This is a genomic window from Bradyrhizobium sp. USDA 4341 (assembly GCF_054063755.1).
Genome location: NZ_JBSSGO010000002.1, coordinates 6325656 through 6342133 on the forward strand (window position 1 = coordinate 6325656; position 16478 = coordinate 6342133).

The 16478-nt window shown below is 65.8% G+C and carries 14 protein-coding genes and 1 pseudogene; 11 read left to right on the forward strand and 4 right to left on the reverse strand.

From position 1 onward, the window contains the following. Window positions 1–108: 108 nt before the first annotated feature. Window positions 109–507: a Co2+/Mg2+ efflux protein ApaG gene (apaG, locus tag ACVIGB_RS36010; RefSeq protein WP_092123063.1), complete on the reverse strand. Its 399-nt coding sequence runs from the start codon at window positions 505–507 to the stop codon at window positions 109–111. A 272-nt stretch (window positions 508–779) separates the two neighbouring features. Between apaG and ACVIGB_RS36015 the strand changes: the two are divergent. The 5 genes and pseudogenes from ACVIGB_RS36015 to ACVIGB_RS36035 all read left to right on the forward strand — a co-directional run bounded on the left by ACVIGB_RS36015 (window position 780) and on the right by ACVIGB_RS36035 (window position 8258). After that, window positions 780–2040: pseudogene (locus ACVIGB_RS36015) on the forward strand (OpgC domain-containing protein). Between the two features lie 14 nt (window positions 2041–2054). After that, on the forward strand, window positions 2055–2807 hold the full coding sequence (locus tag ACVIGB_RS36020) for an SGNH/GDSL hydrolase family protein (RefSeq protein ID WP_456749390.1): 753 nt from the start codon (window positions 2055–2057) through the stop codon (window positions 2805–2807). Window positions 2808–2821: 14 nt separating this feature from the next. Next, a complete protein-coding gene (locus tag ACVIGB_RS36025; RefSeq protein ID WP_456719105.1) occupies window positions 2822–3835 on the forward strand; it encodes an SGNH/GDSL hydrolase family protein in 1014 nt (337 codons plus the stop codon). 258 nt (window positions 3836–4093) lie between these two features. Beyond that, window positions 4094–5596, forward strand: a complete 1503-nt coding sequence (gene glpK / locus ACVIGB_RS36030) for a glycerol kinase GlpK (RefSeq protein ID WP_456719104.1) — start codon at window positions 4094–4096, stop codon at window positions 5594–5596. 217 nt (window positions 5597–5813) lie between these two features. Further along, the gene (locus tag ACVIGB_RS36035; protein ID WP_456719103.1) at window positions 5814–8258 is read left to right on the forward strand and encodes a penicillin acylase family protein; all 2445 of its coding nucleotides are present in this window, start codon (window positions 5814–5816) and stop codon (window positions 8256–8258) included. Between the two features lie 185 nt (window positions 8259–8443). On the opposite strand, the gene ACVIGB_RS36040 is transcribed toward ACVIGB_RS36035, so the two are convergent. Then, entirely contained in the window at window positions 8444–8725 is a 282-nt protein-coding gene (locus ACVIGB_RS36040; RefSeq protein WP_456719102.1) for a hypothetical protein, read from the reverse strand. Between the two features lie 150 nt (window positions 8726–8875). Between ACVIGB_RS36040 and ACVIGB_RS36045 the strand changes: the two genes are divergently transcribed. From ACVIGB_RS36045 to ACVIGB_RS36070, 6 genes are all read left to right on the forward strand, one after another. Further along, complete coding sequence (locus ACVIGB_RS36045) at window positions 8876–9469, forward strand: GNAT family N-acetyltransferase (RefSeq protein WP_456719101.1); 594 nt, start codon at window positions 8876–8878, stop codon at window positions 9467–9469. 396 nt (window positions 9470–9865) lie between these two features. Beyond that, entirely contained in the window at window positions 9866–10492 is a 627-nt protein-coding gene (locus ACVIGB_RS36050; protein WP_456724990.1) for a glutathione S-transferase family protein, read from the forward strand. Between the two features lie 398 nt (window positions 10493–10890). After that, window positions 10891–12306, forward strand: a complete 1416-nt coding sequence (thrC, locus tag ACVIGB_RS36055) for a threonine synthase (protein WP_456719100.1) — start codon at window positions 10891–10893, stop codon at window positions 12304–12306. Continuing rightward, a complete protein-coding gene (locus ACVIGB_RS36060; protein ID WP_176533914.1) occupies window positions 12306–13595 on the forward strand; it encodes a M16 family metallopeptidase in 1290 nt (429 codons plus the stop codon). The genes thrC and ACVIGB_RS36060 overlap by 1 nt, the downstream gene beginning before the upstream one ends. A gap of 217 nt (window positions 13596–13812) precedes the next feature. Next, window positions 13813–14400 (forward strand): GNAT family N-acetyltransferase, encoded by a 588-nt coding sequence (locus tag ACVIGB_RS36065; RefSeq protein ID WP_092123083.1) that lies wholly within the window; start codon window positions 13813–13815, stop codon window positions 14398–14400. 165 nt (window positions 14401–14565) lie between these two features. Further along, complete coding sequence (locus ACVIGB_RS36070) at window positions 14566–15213, forward strand: hypothetical protein (RefSeq protein ID WP_456719099.1); 648 nt, start codon at window positions 14566–14568, stop codon at window positions 15211–15213. Between the two features lie 107 nt (window positions 15214–15320). On the opposite strand, the gene ACVIGB_RS36075 is transcribed toward ACVIGB_RS36070, so the two are convergent. Then, window positions 15321–15806: a F0F1 ATP synthase subunit B family protein gene (locus tag ACVIGB_RS36075; protein ID WP_456719098.1), complete on the reverse strand. Its 486-nt coding sequence runs from the start codon at window positions 15804–15806 to the stop codon at window positions 15321–15323. A 3-nt stretch (window positions 15807–15809) separates the two neighbouring features. Further along, window positions 15810–16376, reverse strand: coding sequence for a F0F1 ATP synthase subunit B (locus ACVIGB_RS36080; RefSeq protein ID WP_092123089.1), 567 nt, complete (start codon window positions 16374–16376; stop codon window positions 15810–15812). Between the last annotated feature and the right edge of the window lie 102 nt (window positions 16377–16478).

Genomic DNA, 16478 nt, shown 5'->3' on the forward strand with positions numbered 1-16478 from the left:
TCCGCTCGTCGGGCAGATCAGAAAACCCGCAATTATTTCCATTATTCAGAAATTTGACGGGCCGCATCCCCGGTGACTGCTTGGGGCGCGGCGAGACTGACAGCGCGGCTAATTCAGCACCCTTTTCCCGTCCGGGCTCGGGCTGTCCAGCGAGAAGGTCGGCACGTCGATGTCGAAGCGCTCGCCGGCTTCGGTGACCATCTGGTAGCTGCCGGTCATGAAGCCGGAGGCGGTCGGCAGCGGCACGCCGGAGGTGTATTCGAAGCGCTCGCCGGGCGCGAGCACCGGCTGCTCGCCGACCACGCCCTCGCCACGCACCTCCTGGCGGCGGCCGGTGGCGTCGGTGATGATCCAGTGCCGCGTCCGCAGCTGCACCGTTTCCGGGCCCGAATTGACGATCACGATCTTGTACGACCAGAAATATTCGCGCCGGTCGATCGACGAGCGCTCCGGCATGAAGTTCGGCTCGACGGTGACTTCGATCTGGCGGGTAACGGCGCGGTACATACGGCTCAATCCGATGATCTCGGCGCAAAATCCGCTTTCGGCCGGATCATGCGCAAACAGGCGCCCATCATAGCCAATTGGTCAGCCGGAACCAATCGCCGGGCAGGCCGTGAAAAGCCGGTCCCGGGGCCGGCTGTCCATCGTGGTTTCAACATAGTTCCGCTCTAAAGCGCGGCCGCATGTCGCCGCACTCTGTGCTTTGTCGGCAAGTTGTGGACCGATATTATCTTTTCAGCACGATCTGCGGGCGCCCGCAGCCGACACGGTGTTTGATGAGCTCGATTGCCGATCCCATAGCCGGTTCGCCGGTGGCTGACGCCAAAGCCGATGCAGAGGTCAAGGCAAAAGCCGTGGCGGCGGCGCCCGCGATCTCGCTGCCGGCGACCGGCGAGCGCGAGCTCCGGCTCGATTTGTTCCGCGGGCTCGCGCTGTGGCTGATCTTCATCGATCACCTGCCGACCAATCTTCTGACCTGGCTGACGATCCGCAACTACGGCTTCTCCGACGCGACCGAGATCTTCATCTTCATATCCGGCTACACTGCCGCCTTCGTCTATGGCCGCGCGATGCTCGAGGGCGGCTTCGTGATCGCGACCGCGCGCATCCTGCGCCGGGTCTGGCAGATCTATGTCGCGCATGTCTTCCTGTTCACGATCTTCCTCGCCGAGATCTCCTATGTCGCGACCTCGTTCGAGAACCCGCTCTACACCGAAGAGATGGGGATCATGGACTTCCTGAAGCAGCCCGACGTCACCATCGTGCAGGCGCTGCTGCTGCGCTTCCGCCCGGTCAACATGGACGTGCTGCCGCTCTACATCGTGCTGATGCTGTTCCTGCCGCTGATCCTGTGGCTGATGAAGTGGAAGCCCGATGTCACGCTCGGCCTGTCGGTCCTGCTCTACGCGCTGACCTGGCAATTCGATCTCTATCTCTCGGCCTATCCGAACGGCTTCTGGGCGTTCAACCCGTTCGCCTGGCAATTGCTGTTCGTGTTCGGCGCCTGGTGCGCGCTCGGCGGCGCGCGGCGGATGTCGCGCATCCTGTCGTCGAACATCACGATGTGGATCTGCATCGTCTACCTCGTCGCGGCGTTCTTCGTGACGCTGACCTGGTACGTGCCGCAGCTCGGCCACATCATGCCGAAGGTGATCGAGCAATGGATGTATCCGATCAACAAGACCGACCTGGACGTGTTGCGGTTCGCGCATTTCCTGGCGCTCGCCGCACTCACCGTGCGCTTCCTGCCGAGGGACTGGCCGGGCTTGAAATCGCCCTGGCTGCGACCATTGATCCTGTGTGGCCAGCATTCGCTTGAGATATTCTGCCTCGGGGTCTTCCTCGCCTTTGCCGGTCACTTCGTGCTTGCCGAAGTATCTGGCGGTGCCGCACTGCACGCCTTGATCAGCGTTTGCGGCATCCTCATCATGTGCGGCATGGCGTGGATTATTTCGTGGTACAAGCACTCCGCCGACAAAGGCGCCTCCAAAAAAGGCGCCGGGCGGCAACGCCGATCTGGCGGGAGGGGGAGCATGAAGTCCGCGTGGACGATGCTGAGCCTGACGCTGCTGGCCGCCTGTTTGGCGGCTGCGCCCGCGCGCGCCGGCGATACCGTCGAGCCGGCACCGGCTCCGCCCTGCGACGTGCCGGCCTATCTCCTGGCAAGCGAGAGCTCGCTGCCGAAGGTCACCGATGCGGTGAAGGCCAACAAGCCGCTCAGCGTGCTGGTGGTGGGCAGCCGCTCCTCGACCATCCCGGGCAACGAGGCGAGCGCCTATCCGGCCACGCTGCAGGCGGCGCTGAAGGAGGCGTTTCCGGCCGCAACCATCGATCTATCCGTAGAATTACAGGGAAAGAGCACCGCCGAGGAGACCGCGGGAACCCTTGTTGAGCTTGTTGAAGCAAAAAAGCCTACTTTGGTTATCTGGCAGACCGGAACGGTCGATGCTATGCGAGCAGTCGATCCTGACGATTTCCGCACCGCCATCAACGATGGCGTTGTTGCGTTGCGGGGCGCCGGGACCGACGTGGTGCTGGTCAATCTGCAATACAGCCCGCGTACGGAAACGATGATCTCTGCGCCGCCATATCTCGACAATATGAAGGTGGTTGCGCAGCAGCACGACGTTCCGCTGTTCGACCGGTTCGCGATTATGAAGCAGTGGAGCGACGCCGGATATTTTGACCTGTTCAGCACCTCGCATGGTGTCGATCTGGCCAAGAAGGTTCATGCCTGTCTCGGCCGCGCACTGGCGAAATTCGTGATCGATGCGGCCCATCTGGGCCCGGTGCAGCAGAATTAGAGGAAGTCGAGTTGATGCGTTTTGCCTTCCCTTTTCGTTTCGCCGCAGGGCGGAGCCTGCGCGCCGTTGCCGCGCTCGTGTTGCTCGCGCCGCTCTCGGCCGTGCCGTTGTGCGCGCAGACCGGCCAAGCCGACCAGCATGCGGCGCTGTCATCAGGAGCAAAGACTGAAGCAACTAGGGCCGATACGGCGAAGCCCGCCGCGATCGAAACCGATGCGGCCAATCCGCAGCCGCAGCCGGGCGTCGCCGCGAAGGCGCTCGACAAGGTGAAGCAGGTCGCGAAATCCGCCAGCGACATCTTCCACCGCGTGCCCTGCCATCAGCCCATCGGCGTGCCGAACAGCACCGGCTCGTTGCCGCATGTCGCAGCCAAGCTCGCCGCCGGCAAGCCGGTCGTTATCATCGCGTTCGGCTCGTCCTCGACCCAGGGCTACGGTTCGTCGGCGCCCGAATTCACCTATCCGAGCCGGCTCGCCGCGCAGCTGCGCCGGCAGTATCCGTCGGCCGACATCAGCGTGCTCAATCGCGGCAAGGGCGGCGAGGATGCACCCGAGATGATGAGGCGGCTGCAGACCGAAGTGATCGACATGCATCCCGACATGGTGATCTGGCAGGTCGGCACCAACGCGGTGCTGCGCAACCTCGATCCGTCGGAGACCGCCAAGCAGGTCGAGGACGGTGTCGCACGCATCCAGGCCGACGGCGCCGATGTCGTGCTGGTCGATCCGCAATATTCGCCGCGCGTCACCGAGCGCCCCGAGAGCGCGCGGGGCATGGTGAAGCTGCTCGGCCGCATCGCCGCGCTGCGCCATGTCGGCATCTTCCCGCGCTTCGAGGTGATGCGCGACTGGCACGAGAGGCAGGCGATCCCGATCGACGATTTCGTCACCGCCGACGGCCTGCACATGAACGACTGGGGCTATGCCTGCTTCGCCCAGCTGCTCGGCGACGACATCATCCGCTCGGTCGGCGCGATCAAGATCGGCGTCAACGTCCCCGGCGACGTCAGGACCTACCGGCCGATGTGATCGGCGCCGCTGCTTCTCTCCCAGCATCGAGTCTGTCACCGTCACCCTGAGGAGGCCGCGTAGCGGCCGTCTCGAAGGGTCGACGGCCCGACTGAGGCCGTGCATCCTTCGAGACGCGCTTCGCGCTCCTCAGGATGACGGGATTGATACCGTGGCGGGGCTTGCTTCGACCATCCCGCCACACGCACCAGCAATCTTGACCTCGCCGCGGTAATCCGCTCCCTTGGCGCCTGTTACGAAGCCTTAAGGGAAACGCTCATGTCTTTCGTGCTGGCCATCGATCAGGGCACCACATCGTCGCGCGCCATGGTGTTTCGCAGCGACATTTCTATCGCCGCGGTCGCGCAGCAGGAGTTTCCGCAGCATTTCCCGGCCTCCGGCTGGGTCGAGCACGAGCCGGAGGACATCTGGACCTCGACCGTGATGGTGTGCCGCGAGGCGCTGGAGAAGGCCGGGCTGAAGGCGAAGGACATCGCCGCGATCGGCATCACCAACCAGCGCGAGACCACCGTGGTGTGGGACCGCGCCACTGGCCAAGCCGTGCATCGCGCCATCGTCTGGCAGGACCGCCGCACCGCCGATATCTGCGCCAAACTGAAGAGCGAAGGCCATGAGCCGGCGATCTCGGCCAAGACCGGGTTGATCATCGACCCCTATTTCTCGGGGACGAAAGTTGCCTGGATCCTCGATCACGTGCCGGGGGCGCGCGAGCGCGCCGAGCGCGGCGAGCTCCTGTTCGGCACCGTCGACTGCTATCTGTTGTGGCGGCTCACCGGCGGCCGGGTGCACGCCACCGACGCCACCAACGCCTCGCGCACGCTGCTGTTCAACATCCACACCGGTGCGTGGGACGACGACCTCGTCAATCTCTTGCGCGTGCCGCGCTCGATGCTGCCAGAGGTGAGGGATTCCTCCGCCCGGTTCGGCGAGAGTACCGCGGATCTGTTCGGTGGCCCGATCGCGATCTCCGGCATCGCCGGCGACCAGCAGGCCGCGACCATCGGCCAGGCCTGCTTCGAGCCCGGCATGATGAAGTCGACCTACGGTACCGGCTGCTTCGCGCTGCTCAACACCGGCACCACGCCGGTGGCGTCGAAGAACAAGCTGCTGACCACCATCGCCTACCAGCTCAATGGCCAGCGCACCTACGCGCTTGAGGGCTCGATCTTCGTCGCCGGCAGCGCGGTGCAATGGCTGCGCGACGGGCTCGGCATCATCAAGCACGCCGCTGAGACCGGGCCGCTTGCCGATAAATCCGACTCGATGCAGAGCGTCTACCTGGTGCCGGCCTTCGTCGGCATGGGCGCGCCCTACTGGAATCCGCGGGTGCGCGGCGCGCTGTTCGGGCTGACCCGCAACACCGGCCCGGCCGAGCTCGCGCATGCGACCCTGGAGAGCGTCTGCTACCAGACCTTCGATCTGTGGGCCGCGATGCGCACCGACTGGCCGGAGGCCAACGCTGCCAACACCGTGCTGCGCGTCGACGGCGGCATGACCGCGTCGGACTGGACCATGCAGCGGCTCGCCGATCTGCTCAACGCGCCGGTCGATCGCCCGATGATCCAGGAGACCACGGCATTAGGGGCGGCCTATCTCGCCGGCCTCGAGGCCGGCGTCTATCCGGAGCCCGCGAAATTCGCCGACAATTGGCGGCTCGAACACCGCTTCAGGCCGGCGATGAGCGAGGCCACCCGCGACCGCAAGCTCGCCGGCTGGGGCCGCGCGGTGAAGGGCGTGCTGGCGAGCGACGAGGGGGAGTAGTTGAACTCGCGCGGTAGCCTCGCTGCACCTCTCCCGCTTGCGGGGGGAGGTCGCATTGCATCGCAGATGCAATGCGGGTGGGGGCTCTCTCCGCACAATGACTAGTCCCATCGCGGCGATACCCCCACCCCAACCCTCCCCCGCAAGCGGGAGAGGGGGCGCACTTTCTTCGCGGTGACCGGCAACGCATCAAAAATAACAACCATCGGAGAACAACATGAACACGGATCTCAACCGCGTCGCGAAATTACTCACCGCCGCGCTCTGCACCACGATGCTCGCCGCTCCCACCGCGGCGCGCGAGAAGGCGAGCCCGCTTGTGGCGGCGCGCGAAGCCAAGACCGACGTTGCCGGGCTGAAGGCGCCGGGCCAGATCCTGGTCGACGTCTGGGGCATCCCGCACATCTATGCCGGCAACGAGCACGACCTGTTCTTCCTGCAGGGCTTCAACGCCGCGCGCGACCGGCTCTGGCAGATCGATCTCTGGCGCAAGCGCGGGCTCGGCCTGCTGGCGAAGGATTTCGGCCCCGCCTATGCCGAGCAGGACAAGGCGCTGCGTCAGTTCCTCTATCGCGGCGACATGAGTGCGGAATGGGCCGCCTATGGCCCGAAGGCGAAAACCTATGCGGAGGCCTTCGTCGCCGGCGTCAACGCCTATGTCGCCGACCTCAAAGCGGGCAAGCGGGCGCTGCCGATCGAGTTCAGGATCGCGGGCACGATGCCGGACCTGTGGTCTGCAGACGATGTCGTGCGCATCCGCAGCCACGGCCTGACCCGCAACGTCGCCTCCGAGGTGAAGCGCGCGCTGGTCGCCTGCGCCGCCGGCCTCGATGCCGATCGTTTCCGCGTCAAGCTGGAGCCCACCTGGACCACCAAGGTGCCCGATGGGCTCGACCCCTGCAGCGTGCCGAAGGGCGTGCTCGCGGCCTACGACCTCGCCACGCGCCCGGTGAAGTTCGCCGCGCCGAAGGACCAGAAGGCCGCGCTGGCGCACGATCCCGACAGATTCTTGGCCGAGGCCGATCAGCAGCGCGACACCATCGGCTCCAACAACTGGGTGATCGCCGCATCGCGCACCGCGACGGGACGGCCCATCCTCGCCAACGATCCGCATCGCGAGCACTCGGTGCCGTCGCTGCGCTACATCGTCGGCCTCAACGCGCCCGGCATCTCCGTGATCGGCGCCGGCGAGCCGGCGCTGCCGGGCATCTCGATCGGCCACAACGACACCATCGCGTTCGGCCTCACCATCTTCAACGTCGACCAGGAAGACCTCTACGTCTACGAGCTCAACCCGGACAATCCGAACCAGTACCGCTACGGCACGGGTTGGGAGGACATGCGCATCGTGCACGAGAAGGAGGCGGTGAAGGGCGAGGCCGACCGCGACCTCGAGCTGAAGTTCACCCGCCATGGACCCGTGATCTTTGTCGACGCCGACAAGAAGCATGCCTTCGCCGTGCGCTCGATCTGGTTCGAGCCGGGCACCTCGGCCTATTTCGGCTCCTCCGACTACATGACCGCGAAGACGTGGGGCGGCTTCCTCGGCGCGATGCGGCGCTGGGGCGCGCCGTCGGAGAACCAGGTCTATGCCGACACGTCAGGCAATATCGGCTGGGTCGCTGCCGGCAAGACGCCGCGCCGGACCAGCTTCGATGGCCTGATGCCGGTGCCCGGCGATGGCCGCTACGAGTGGCAGGGTTTCCTGTCGCTCGACGAGCTGCCGAAGCTCTATCAGCCGAAGCAGGGCTTCATCGCCACCGCCAACCAGATGAACCTGCCGGCCGATTATCCGGTCAATGAGCGCCGGGTCGGCTTCGAATGGTCCGACAGCGCGCGTTGGCAACGCATCGTCGAGGTGCTGCAGGCCAACAGCAAGGTGACGCTGGCGGATGCGATGGCGTTGCAGAACGACGACACCGGCATGCTGGCGCGGCGTCTCGTCGCGTTGCTGAAGCCGCTGTCATCCGACGATGCCAATGTGAAGAAGGGCCTCGATCTGTTGAAGGCGTGGGACGCGCGCGACGCGGCTGATAGCGCAGCCGCCGCGGTCTACGAGGTCTGGATCGCGAACCATCTCGGCCCGGTACTGCTCAAGACCACGGCGCCGAAGGCGGCCGAACTGATCGCGCCGGAGGCCTCCAGCATCTCCGCCATCGTCGACTATCTCGAAAAGCCGGACGCGGCGCTCGGCAGCGATCCCGCCGGCGGACGTGACCGCGTGCTCCGCGACAGTCTCGGCGCGGCCGTTGCCGACGTCGCCGACAAGCTCGGTGGCGATGCGTCGACCTGGCGCTGGGGCCGCCTGCATGTCGCCAAGTTCGATCACGCGTTGATGCCGCTCGCCGACAAGGCGACCGCGGCGCAGATGTCGGTCGGCCCGCTCGCCTATGGCGGTGCCGCCAACGTGCCGCGCGCCGCCACCTATCGCCGCTCGGATTATCATCTCACCGCGGGCGCCTCGTTCCGCATGGTGCTCGATGTCGGCAATTGGGATGCGAGCCGCACCGTCAACACGCCCGGCCAATCCGGCGATCCCTTCAGCGGCCACTACCGCGACCTCGCACCGCTCTGGGCCACCGGTCAGTATGTGCCGCTGCTCTACAGCCGCCCGGCCGTCGAAGCTGCGACCGCGGAGGCGATCACGCTGACGCCGAAGTGAGGGGGAGGCGCGCCACAAACTCCACTGTCGCCCCGGGCAAGCGAAGCGCGACCCGGGACCCATAACCACAGGGTCGCGTTGTCGTGCGATGCTGTGGCCACAGCTCCCTTCAACAACTCAACCCTGTGGTTATGGGTCCCTGCTTTCGCAGGGACGACAGCGAATATGTGGTAGCCGCCGCGCGCTCACCCCGTCTGCTTCTCCTGCACCTCAAGCATCGCACGCAACGTATCGTCGCTGAGCTTGCCGTTCGGCGACGGCGTTCGCCGCTCAGCCGTCTCGACCGGTCGCGCATGCGGCGGAGCGACCTGCGCGCTGCGTGGTGGTGCACCGTCCTCGACGTCCGCGACTTCATCAGCGGCGCTCGCACCATAGGCATAACCGATGCCGCGCCGGCGCCGCACGGGCTTCGGCTTCGGTGGTGGTGGCGTAGTGATAGTCGGCGGCAGCGTGTGATGGCGCGACACGGTCGTTGCTCCCGTGGCCTCTCCACATCGAGCGCTTGATTCGCGCAAATCCCCACGGACAAATCGGTAACTTTGTTACGCAGCGTTGCATTGCATCTGCCGCGACATGCGGATATCTCCCGCCGACAATCTGGAAACGAAGGTCACGCGATGCTGCTGCCCGACGGCTACTCCGACATCCCCCACGGCAAGGTCGCCGCCGTCGTCACGCATCTGGAAATGACCGAGCGCCCGCAACTCGGCGACGATCCGCCCGGCGCATGGCGCCTGCGCAAGGTCGAGCCGCCTGCGCTCGACTGGTACCGCGATCTCTACCGCCGCGTCGGCGAGGAGTGGCTGTGGTTCACCCGCACGGGAATCGATGACGCCGATCTCGCCGGGCGGATTCACGCGCCCGGCGTCGAGCTCTACGGGCTGGTCGTTGACGGCCATGATGAAGGCCTGCTCGAACTCGATTTCAGCGAGCCCGGCGAATGCCAGCTGCTCTATTTCGGTGTCACCGCAAAATTCATCGGCACCGGCGCCGCGCGCTTCCTGATGAACCGCGCGCTCGAGATCGCCTGGTCGCGCGGCGTTGCCCGCGTCTGGGTGCACACCTGCACCTTCGATCATCCCTCCGCGATCGCGTTCTACCAGCGCTCCGGCTTCCGTGCGTTCAAGCGGCAGATCGAGGTGGCCGATGATCCCAGGCTCGACGGCAGATTGCCGCGCGATGCGGCAAGGCATGTGCCGGTGATTGGGTAGTCGCGTGCTGTCGTCCCGGGCAAGCGTAAGCGCGACGCGAGACCCATAACCACGAACGCCAATTGCTTTGCGGTGCTGGGGCCACAGCGATCGCAACAGCGAACAGCGGTGGTTATGGGTCCCTGCTCCCGTGCGCAATTGCGCACTAGGCAGGGACGACACCGAATGTGTGACTGAGGAGCAACGGCTGCCTCAGCAGAATTAGCGGCGGGCAATGCTTCGTCGGAATGACTCGGCGTGTTGCAACCCGGCACAGCCCATCTAGGATGGTGCAAAGCGCAACCCGCTTGTTCCGTCGTCATGCCCGGGCTTGACCCCGGGCATCCATCTTGCTTCGAAGAAGTTCTTGGAGCGATGGATTGCCGGGTCAAGCCCGGCAATGACGAGTATGCAAGCATGTTCCTGATCGGCCAGTACGACTCGCCCTTTGTCCGCCGCACCGCGATCGCGTTGCGGCTCTATGGACTGCCGTTCGAGCATAAGCCGTGGTCGACCTTTGGCGATGCGGAGAAGGTTGCGGCCTACAATCCGGTGCGGCGGGTGCCGACGCTGGTGCTTGATGATGGCGAGGCGCTGATCGAGAGCAGTGCGATCCTGGATTATCTCGACGAGCTGGTCGGGCCGGAACGGGCGATGATCGCGCGCTCGGGGCCCGCGCGGCGCAGGCATCTGCGCATCACGGCGCTGGCGACCGGGCTCGCCGACAAGGCGGTGAGCCTGATCTACGAGCGCGTGCTGCGCAAGGAGCAGCTAAAACTCTGGGTCGAGCGTTGCGAGGCGCAGATTTCGGGCGTGCTCGCGGTGCTGGAGCAGGAGCGCGCGGCGGTGCAAGCGCCGTACTGGCTGGAGAATCGCATCGGTCATGCCGACATCGCGGTGGCCTGCGCGCTGCGCTTCACCGGCGAGGCGCATCCGCATCTGTTCGACGCGCGCTATCCGGCGCTCAAGGCCCACGCCGCGCGCTGCGAAGCGCTGCCGCCGTTCCAGGAGATCGTACAGCCGCTGGCGCCGCCGAGCGTTTAGGGCGCGTATCGTCATCTCTCTCCGCCGTCCTTATCGTCGTCCCGGCGCAGGCCGGGACCCATAACCACGAATGCCGATTGTTACGCATCGCTGGAACGGCGAGTCCCGTTAACGACGCCTGCTGCGTATGGGTCCCGGCCTGCGCCGGGACGACGGCCGAACTTGAGACGCGCAGCGTGCCTCAGGCTTTCGCCAGGACGACGGTTGTGAATGCGGCGCTGGCGGTGGGTCGCGGGCAACGCCTCTTACCACTCCGTGCGCCCCCGAGGCGCGTGCTTCGGGCTACCCATTGCCGGTCCGATCTTCTATGGTGAACCACATCGGGTCGCATGCGGCGAACTCGATAAATCCATGATATCAAAGGCTTAAGGCTCTGATCGAAGCCTTTGGAGGGCGGTTTGACGCGGTATATTTCGACCCGGGGTGAGGCTCCGGCGCTTGGCTTCTGCGATGTGATGCTGACCGGGCTTGCCCGGGACGGCGGGCTTTACGTGCCCGAGACGTGGCCGCAATTGTCACCCGAGACCATCGCCGCCTTCTTCGGCCGTCCCTATTGGGAGGTCGCGGTCGAGATCATCCGGCCGTTTGCCGCCGGCGAGATTTCCGACGCCGAACTCGGCCGCATGGCGAACGAGGCCTATGCCACGTTCCGCCATCCCGCCGTGGTGCCGCTCGACCAGATCGGCCCGAACCAGTTCCTGCTCGAGCTGTTCCACGGGCCGACGCTGGCGTTCAAGGACGTCGCGATGCAGCTGATCTCGCGGCTGATGGATCACGTGCTGGCCAAGCGCGCGCAGCGCACCACCATCGTGGTCGCGACCTCGGGCGATACCGGCGGCGCCGCGGTCGAAGCGTTTGCCAATCTCGACAATGTCGACCTCGTGGTGCTGTTCCCGAACGGGCGCATCTCCGAAGTGCAGCGCCGCATGATGACGACGACGGGCGCCGCCAATGTCCATGCGCTGGCGATCGAGGGCACGTTCGACGATTGCCAGGCGCTGGTGAAGGAGATGTTCAACAACCATCGCTTCCGCGACCAGGTGGCGCTGTCGGGCGTCAACTCGATCAACTGGGCGCGCATCGTGGCGCAGGTGGTCTATTACTTCACCTCGGCAGTCGCGCTCGGCTCGCCGGCGCGGACAGTGGATTTCACGGTGCCGACCGGCAATTTCGGCGACATCTTCGCCGGCTATGTCGCGAAGCGCATCGGGCTGCCGATCCGCTGGTTGCGGATTGCCGCCAACGTCAACGACATCCTGCCGCGCACGCTGAAGACCGGCAACTACGAGGTGCGCGAGGTGCACGCGACGGCGTCGCCGTCGATGGACATCCAGGTGTCCTCGAATTTCGAGCGGCTATTGTTCGAGGCCAGCGGCCGCGACGCCGATCAGGTTCGCCGCCTGATGGCCTCGCTGAAGCAGTCGGGCCGCTTCGTGCTGCCGGATGCGACGCTGGCCGCGGTGCGCCGTGATTTCGACGCCGGCCGCGCCGACGAGACCGAGACGGCGGCCGCGATCCGCGCCGCCTGGCGCGAGGCCGGCGATCTCGTCGATCCGCACACCGCGGTGGCGCTTGCGGTCGCCGACCGCGACACCTCGGACTCCAAGATCCCGAACATCGTGCTGTCGACCGCGCATGCGGCGAAATTCCCCGATGCGGTCGAGGCGGCCTGCGGAGTGCGTCCGCAGCTGCCGGCCTGGCTCGGAGGCCTGATGACCAAGTCCGAACATATGACTGTGATGAAGAATGATTCTGCCGAGGTCGAGCGCTTCGTGCTGTCGGTCAGCCGTGCCGCCAAGCAGGGAGTTGCCTGATGAGCGTTGAAATCACCAAGTTGCCGAGCGGCCTGACCGTCGTCACCGACACCATGCCGCATCTGGAGACCGCGGCGCTGGGGGTCTGGGCCGGCGTCGGCGGACGCGACGAGAAGCCGAACGAGCACGGCATCTCGCATCTCTTGGAACACATGGCGTTCAAGGGCACCGCGCGGCGCTCCTCGCGCGAGATCGTCGAGGAGATCGAGGCGGTCGGCGGCGACCTCAACGCCGGGACCTCGACCGAGACCACGGCCTATTATGCACGGGTGATGAAGGCCGACGTGCCGCTGGCGCTCGACGTGCTCTCCGACATCCTCGCCAATCCCTCCTTCGTGCCGGACGAGCTGGAGCGCGAGAAGAGCGTCATCGTGCAGGAGATCGGCGCGGCGCAGGATACGCCCGACGACGTCGTGTTCGAGCATCTCAACGAGCTCTGCTATCCGGACCAGCCGATGGGGCGCTCGCTGCTCGGCACCGCCAAGACGCTGAAGGCCTTCAACCGCGACACGCTGCGCGGCTATCTGTCGACGCATTACCGCGCCCCGGACATGGTGGTCGCCGCCGCCGGCGCCGTCGATCACAAGCGCGTCGTCGAGGACGTCGCCGAGAAATTCGCGAGCTTCGACGCCACGCCGGCGCCGAAGCCGCAGGCCGCGATGTTCGGCAAGGGCGGCTCTCGGGTGGTGCATCGCGATCTCGAGCAGGCGCATCTGACGCTGGCGCTCGAAGGCGTGCCGCAGACCGACCTGTCGCTGTTCTCGCTGCAGGTCTTCACCAACACGCTCGGCGGCGGGATGTCGTCGCGGCTGTTCCAGGAGGTGCGCGAGAAGCGCGGGCTGTGCTACTCGATCTACACCTTCCACGCCCCCTACACCGACACCGGCTTTTTCGGCCTCTATACCGGGACCGATCCCGCCGACGCGCCGGAAATGATGGAAGTCATCGTCGACGTCATCAATGACGCGGTGGAAACCCTGACCGAGGCCGAGGTCGCCCGCGCCAAGGCGCAGATGAAGGCCGGCCTGCTGATGGCGCTGGAAAGCTGTTCATCCCGGGCGGAGCAGCTGGCACGCCATGTGTTAGCCTATGGCCGGCCGCAGACGGTGGAAGAGCTGGTGGCGCGGATCGACGCGGTCTCGGTCGAATCGAGCCGCAACGCCGCCCGCGCGCTGCTGTCGCGCAGCCGGCCCGCCGTCGTTGCACTCGGCAGCGGCAGGGGTCTGGACACGGCGGTGTCTTTTGCGGAAGGATTGACGAAGTCGAAGGCAAAGACGCTGCTGCACTAAGAATTCTGCTTACCTCGCCCCGCTTGCGGGGGAGAGCAGAGGCCGCCTACCGGCGGCCGTTGACGGACATTCGCCGAGGCGGAGCCTCGGCTATGGCCGAAGGCTTCGGGTGAGGGGGCTATCCGCAGGCCGAGTTTGCGGAAACGGCCCCTCACCCCGACCCTCTCCCCGCAAGAGCAGGGCGAGGGGGAGCAGCTTGGCGGGGGAGTGTTGGGCCATGGCCCTGTTTCGTTTGCCGTCCGGTGGACCGGCTGCACTGATGCCACGGGGGCACGGGCTTTTGCTGCGTGCGCCGCAAATGTCGGATTTCCCGCAATGGGCGCAGTTGCGCGAGTCCAGCCGCGCCTATCTCACGCCATGGGAGCCGATCTGGCCGTCCGACGACCTGACCCGCGCCGGCTTCCGCCGCCGTTTGCGCCGCTACAGCGAGGATATCGCCGCCGACCGCTCCTATCCGTTCATCATCTTCCGCGAATCGGACGGGGTGATGATCGGCGGTATCACGCTCGCCAATGTCCGCCGTGGCATCGTGCAGGCCGGCACGATCGGCTATTGGGTTGGCCTGCCGCACGCCCATCGCGGCTACATGACGACGGCGCTGCGGGTGCTGCTGCCCTCGCTGTTCGGCGAGCTCAACCTGCATCGCATCGAGGCGGCCTGCATTCCCTCCAATGCGTCGTCGATCCGCGTGCTGGAGAAGTGCGGCTTCACCCGCGAGGGCCTGGCGCGGCGCTATCTCTGCATCAACGGGATCTGGCAGGACCATCTGCTGTTCGGTCTGCTGCACGAGGATTTCCGCGGCTGAATCTTAGGTCAATGGCTGATGGCGGGTCGCATCCGAGCCGTTTCAGGATGCTTTCAACATGCCTTTGCAACATGCCGTTTCAACATGCCTTGGGTTCGCCGCCATTGGCTTGCTATAACGCCCGCGAAACGGGGAACTCTGGTTTGGGGGCTTTAGGGATATCGCATGGGTGACAGGGTGATCAGGTTCGCGCTCGCGGCGGCGGTATCGATCGGTCTCGGTGCCACCCTGCTGCCGGAGGCCAGCTCGGCGCAGTCGCTGAGCGACCGCTTCAAGAGCCTGTTCGGCGGCGGTTCGTCCGATTCGAAGCCGGCGACGCCAGCAGCGCCGCAGCCGCTCAACGACGCCGACGCCGAACTGACCTGCCCGCCGGTGCAGATCCGCTCCGGGGCCTCGACCTATTCGGTGGCCGTGGACGGCAAGGAAGCCGTCGGCAACGACGTCAAGTTCCTGGCCTCGATCACGCGCACGGCGCGGCAATGCAATCTGAACAGCGGCCAGATCACGGCCAAGATCGGTATCCAGGGACGGGTCATTGTCGGCCCCTCGGGCGCGCCGCCGACCATTCAGGTGCCGCTGCGCGTCGCCGTGGTGAAGGGCGGTGTCGGCGAGAGGACCATCGCGACCAAGGCCTACACCACCACGGTGCAGATGGACGACACCGGCAGCGTGCCATTCAGCCTGGTCGCCGAGGATGTCGTCTATCCGGCGCCGTCGTCCGCGGATAACGACGATTACGTCTTCTATATCGGCTTCGACCCGCAGGCGCTGAAGCCGGAGCCCAAGCCCCGCGCGCCGCACAAGAAGAAGTAGCGGCGGCGGCCGTGACGGGGCTGGTGGAATAAGAAGCAGCAGGAACAAAGAAAAAAGCCGGCGCGATCAGCTCGCGCCGGCTTTTTCCGGAAGGAAGTGTGATCGCGTCAGTTCAGCTTGGAGCGGACTTCGGCGATGCCCTTGCCGACGAGGTCGTCGGCAACCGAGCCCCTGACCGACTGCGACAGGATGGTCGAGGCGGCGGTCACGGCGGCGTTGGCCGCAGCGGCGCGCACATCGGCCACGGCCTGGGCCTCGGCCTGGGCGATCTTGCCCTCGGCGGTCTTGGTCCGCCGGGCGACAAAATCTTCCATCTTGGCCTTGGCTTCAGCCGCGATCCGTTCGGCTTCGGCCTTGGCGTTGGAGATGATGTCGGCGGCTTCGCGCTCCGCGCTGGCGCGGCGTGCCTTGTATTCGCCGAGCAGCTTGTTGGCCTCGTCCTTCAGACGGCGGGCGTCGTCGAGCTCGGCCTTGATGCGCTCGGCACGATGATCGAGCGCCGTCAGCAGGGTGCGATGGACGCCGAGGTAGCCGAACACGACCAGCAGAATGACGAAGGCGATCGCAACCCAGGTTTCCGGTTCGTAAAACATCGTCTATCCCTTCAGCGACGCGTCGACGGCGCTGTTGACCGCATTCGCGTCCGGCGTGACGCCGGCGAGTTGCTGGACGATGGCGCCGGCCGCATCCGCCGCGATGCCGCGGACGTTGCTCATGGCGTTGGTCCGGGTCGTTGCGATCTGCTTCTCGGCGTCGGCGAGCTTTGCCGCCAGCTTCTCTTCCAGCGCCTTGCGCTCGACTTCCGAGGCCGCGTTCAGCTTCTCGCGGGTCTCGTTGCCGATCGCCTGCGCGTTGGAGCGCGCATTCGCCAGCTCGGTTTCATAGGCCTTCAGCGCCGCGTCGGACTCGTCCTTCAGCTTCTGCGCCTCGGCCAGATCGCCCTCGATCTTGTTCTGGCGTGCATCGATCGTCCCGCCGACGCGCGGCAGGGCGATACGCGACACGATCAGATAGAGCGCGACAAATGCAATCGCCAGCGACACCAGCTGCGAGGCGTAATTGGAGGAATCGAACGGCGGAAAGGTTCCGCCGTGATGTCCGCCATCGGCCTCGGTGTGGGCGCCGGCATTCTGGCCTTTTGCCTCGCCATGACTCTCAGCCACGGTGTTCTCCTGTTGCTGTCATGCACGCCGCCCTTGACCTTTGGGCGGCGCGACGGGTTACCGCGAGAGCGGAACCGGGTTGCCGCTAAAGCGGAACCGGGG

What these genes read in the sequence shown, in the direction of transcription:
- apaG (WP_092123063.1), bottom strand. Translation starts at nt 507, where the DNA reads ATGTACCGCGCCGTTACCCGCCAGATCGAAGTCACCGTCGAGCCGAAC.
- ACVIGB_RS36020 (WP_456749390.1), top strand. Translation starts at nt 2,055, where the DNA reads ATGCTGAGCCTGACGCTGCTGGCCGCCTGTTTGGCGGCTGCGCCCGCG.
- ACVIGB_RS36025 (WP_456719105.1), top strand. Translation starts at nt 2,822, where the DNA reads ATGCGTTTTGCCTTCCCTTTTCGTTTCGCCGCAGGGCGGAGCCTGCGC.
- glpK (WP_456719104.1), top strand. Translation starts at nt 4,094, where the DNA reads ATGTCTTTCGTGCTGGCCATCGATCAGGGCACCACATCGTCGCGCGCC.
- ACVIGB_RS36035 (WP_456719103.1), top strand. Translation starts at nt 5,814, where the DNA reads ATGAACACGGATCTCAACCGCGTCGCGAAATTACTCACCGCCGCGCTC.
- ACVIGB_RS36045 (WP_456719101.1), top strand. Translation starts at nt 8,876, where the DNA reads ATGCTGCTGCCCGACGGCTACTCCGACATCCCCCACGGCAAGGTCGCC.
- ACVIGB_RS36050 (WP_456724990.1), top strand. Translation starts at nt 9,866, where the DNA reads ATGTTCCTGATCGGCCAGTACGACTCGCCCTTTGTCCGCCGCACCGCG.
- ACVIGB_RS36060 (WP_176533914.1), top strand. Translation starts at nt 12,306, where the DNA reads ATGAGCGTTGAAATCACCAAGTTGCCGAGCGGCCTGACCGTCGTCACC.
- ACVIGB_RS36065 (WP_092123083.1), top strand. Translation starts at nt 13,813, where the DNA reads ATGGCCCTGTTTCGTTTGCCGTCCGGTGGACCGGCTGCACTGATGCCA.
- ACVIGB_RS36070 (WP_456719099.1), top strand. Translation starts at nt 14,566, where the DNA reads ATGGGTGACAGGGTGATCAGGTTCGCGCTCGCGGCGGCGGTATCGATC.
- ACVIGB_RS36075 (WP_456719098.1), bottom strand. Translation starts at nt 15,806, where the DNA reads ATGTTTTACGAACCGGAAACCTGGGTTGCGATCGCCTTCGTCATTCTG.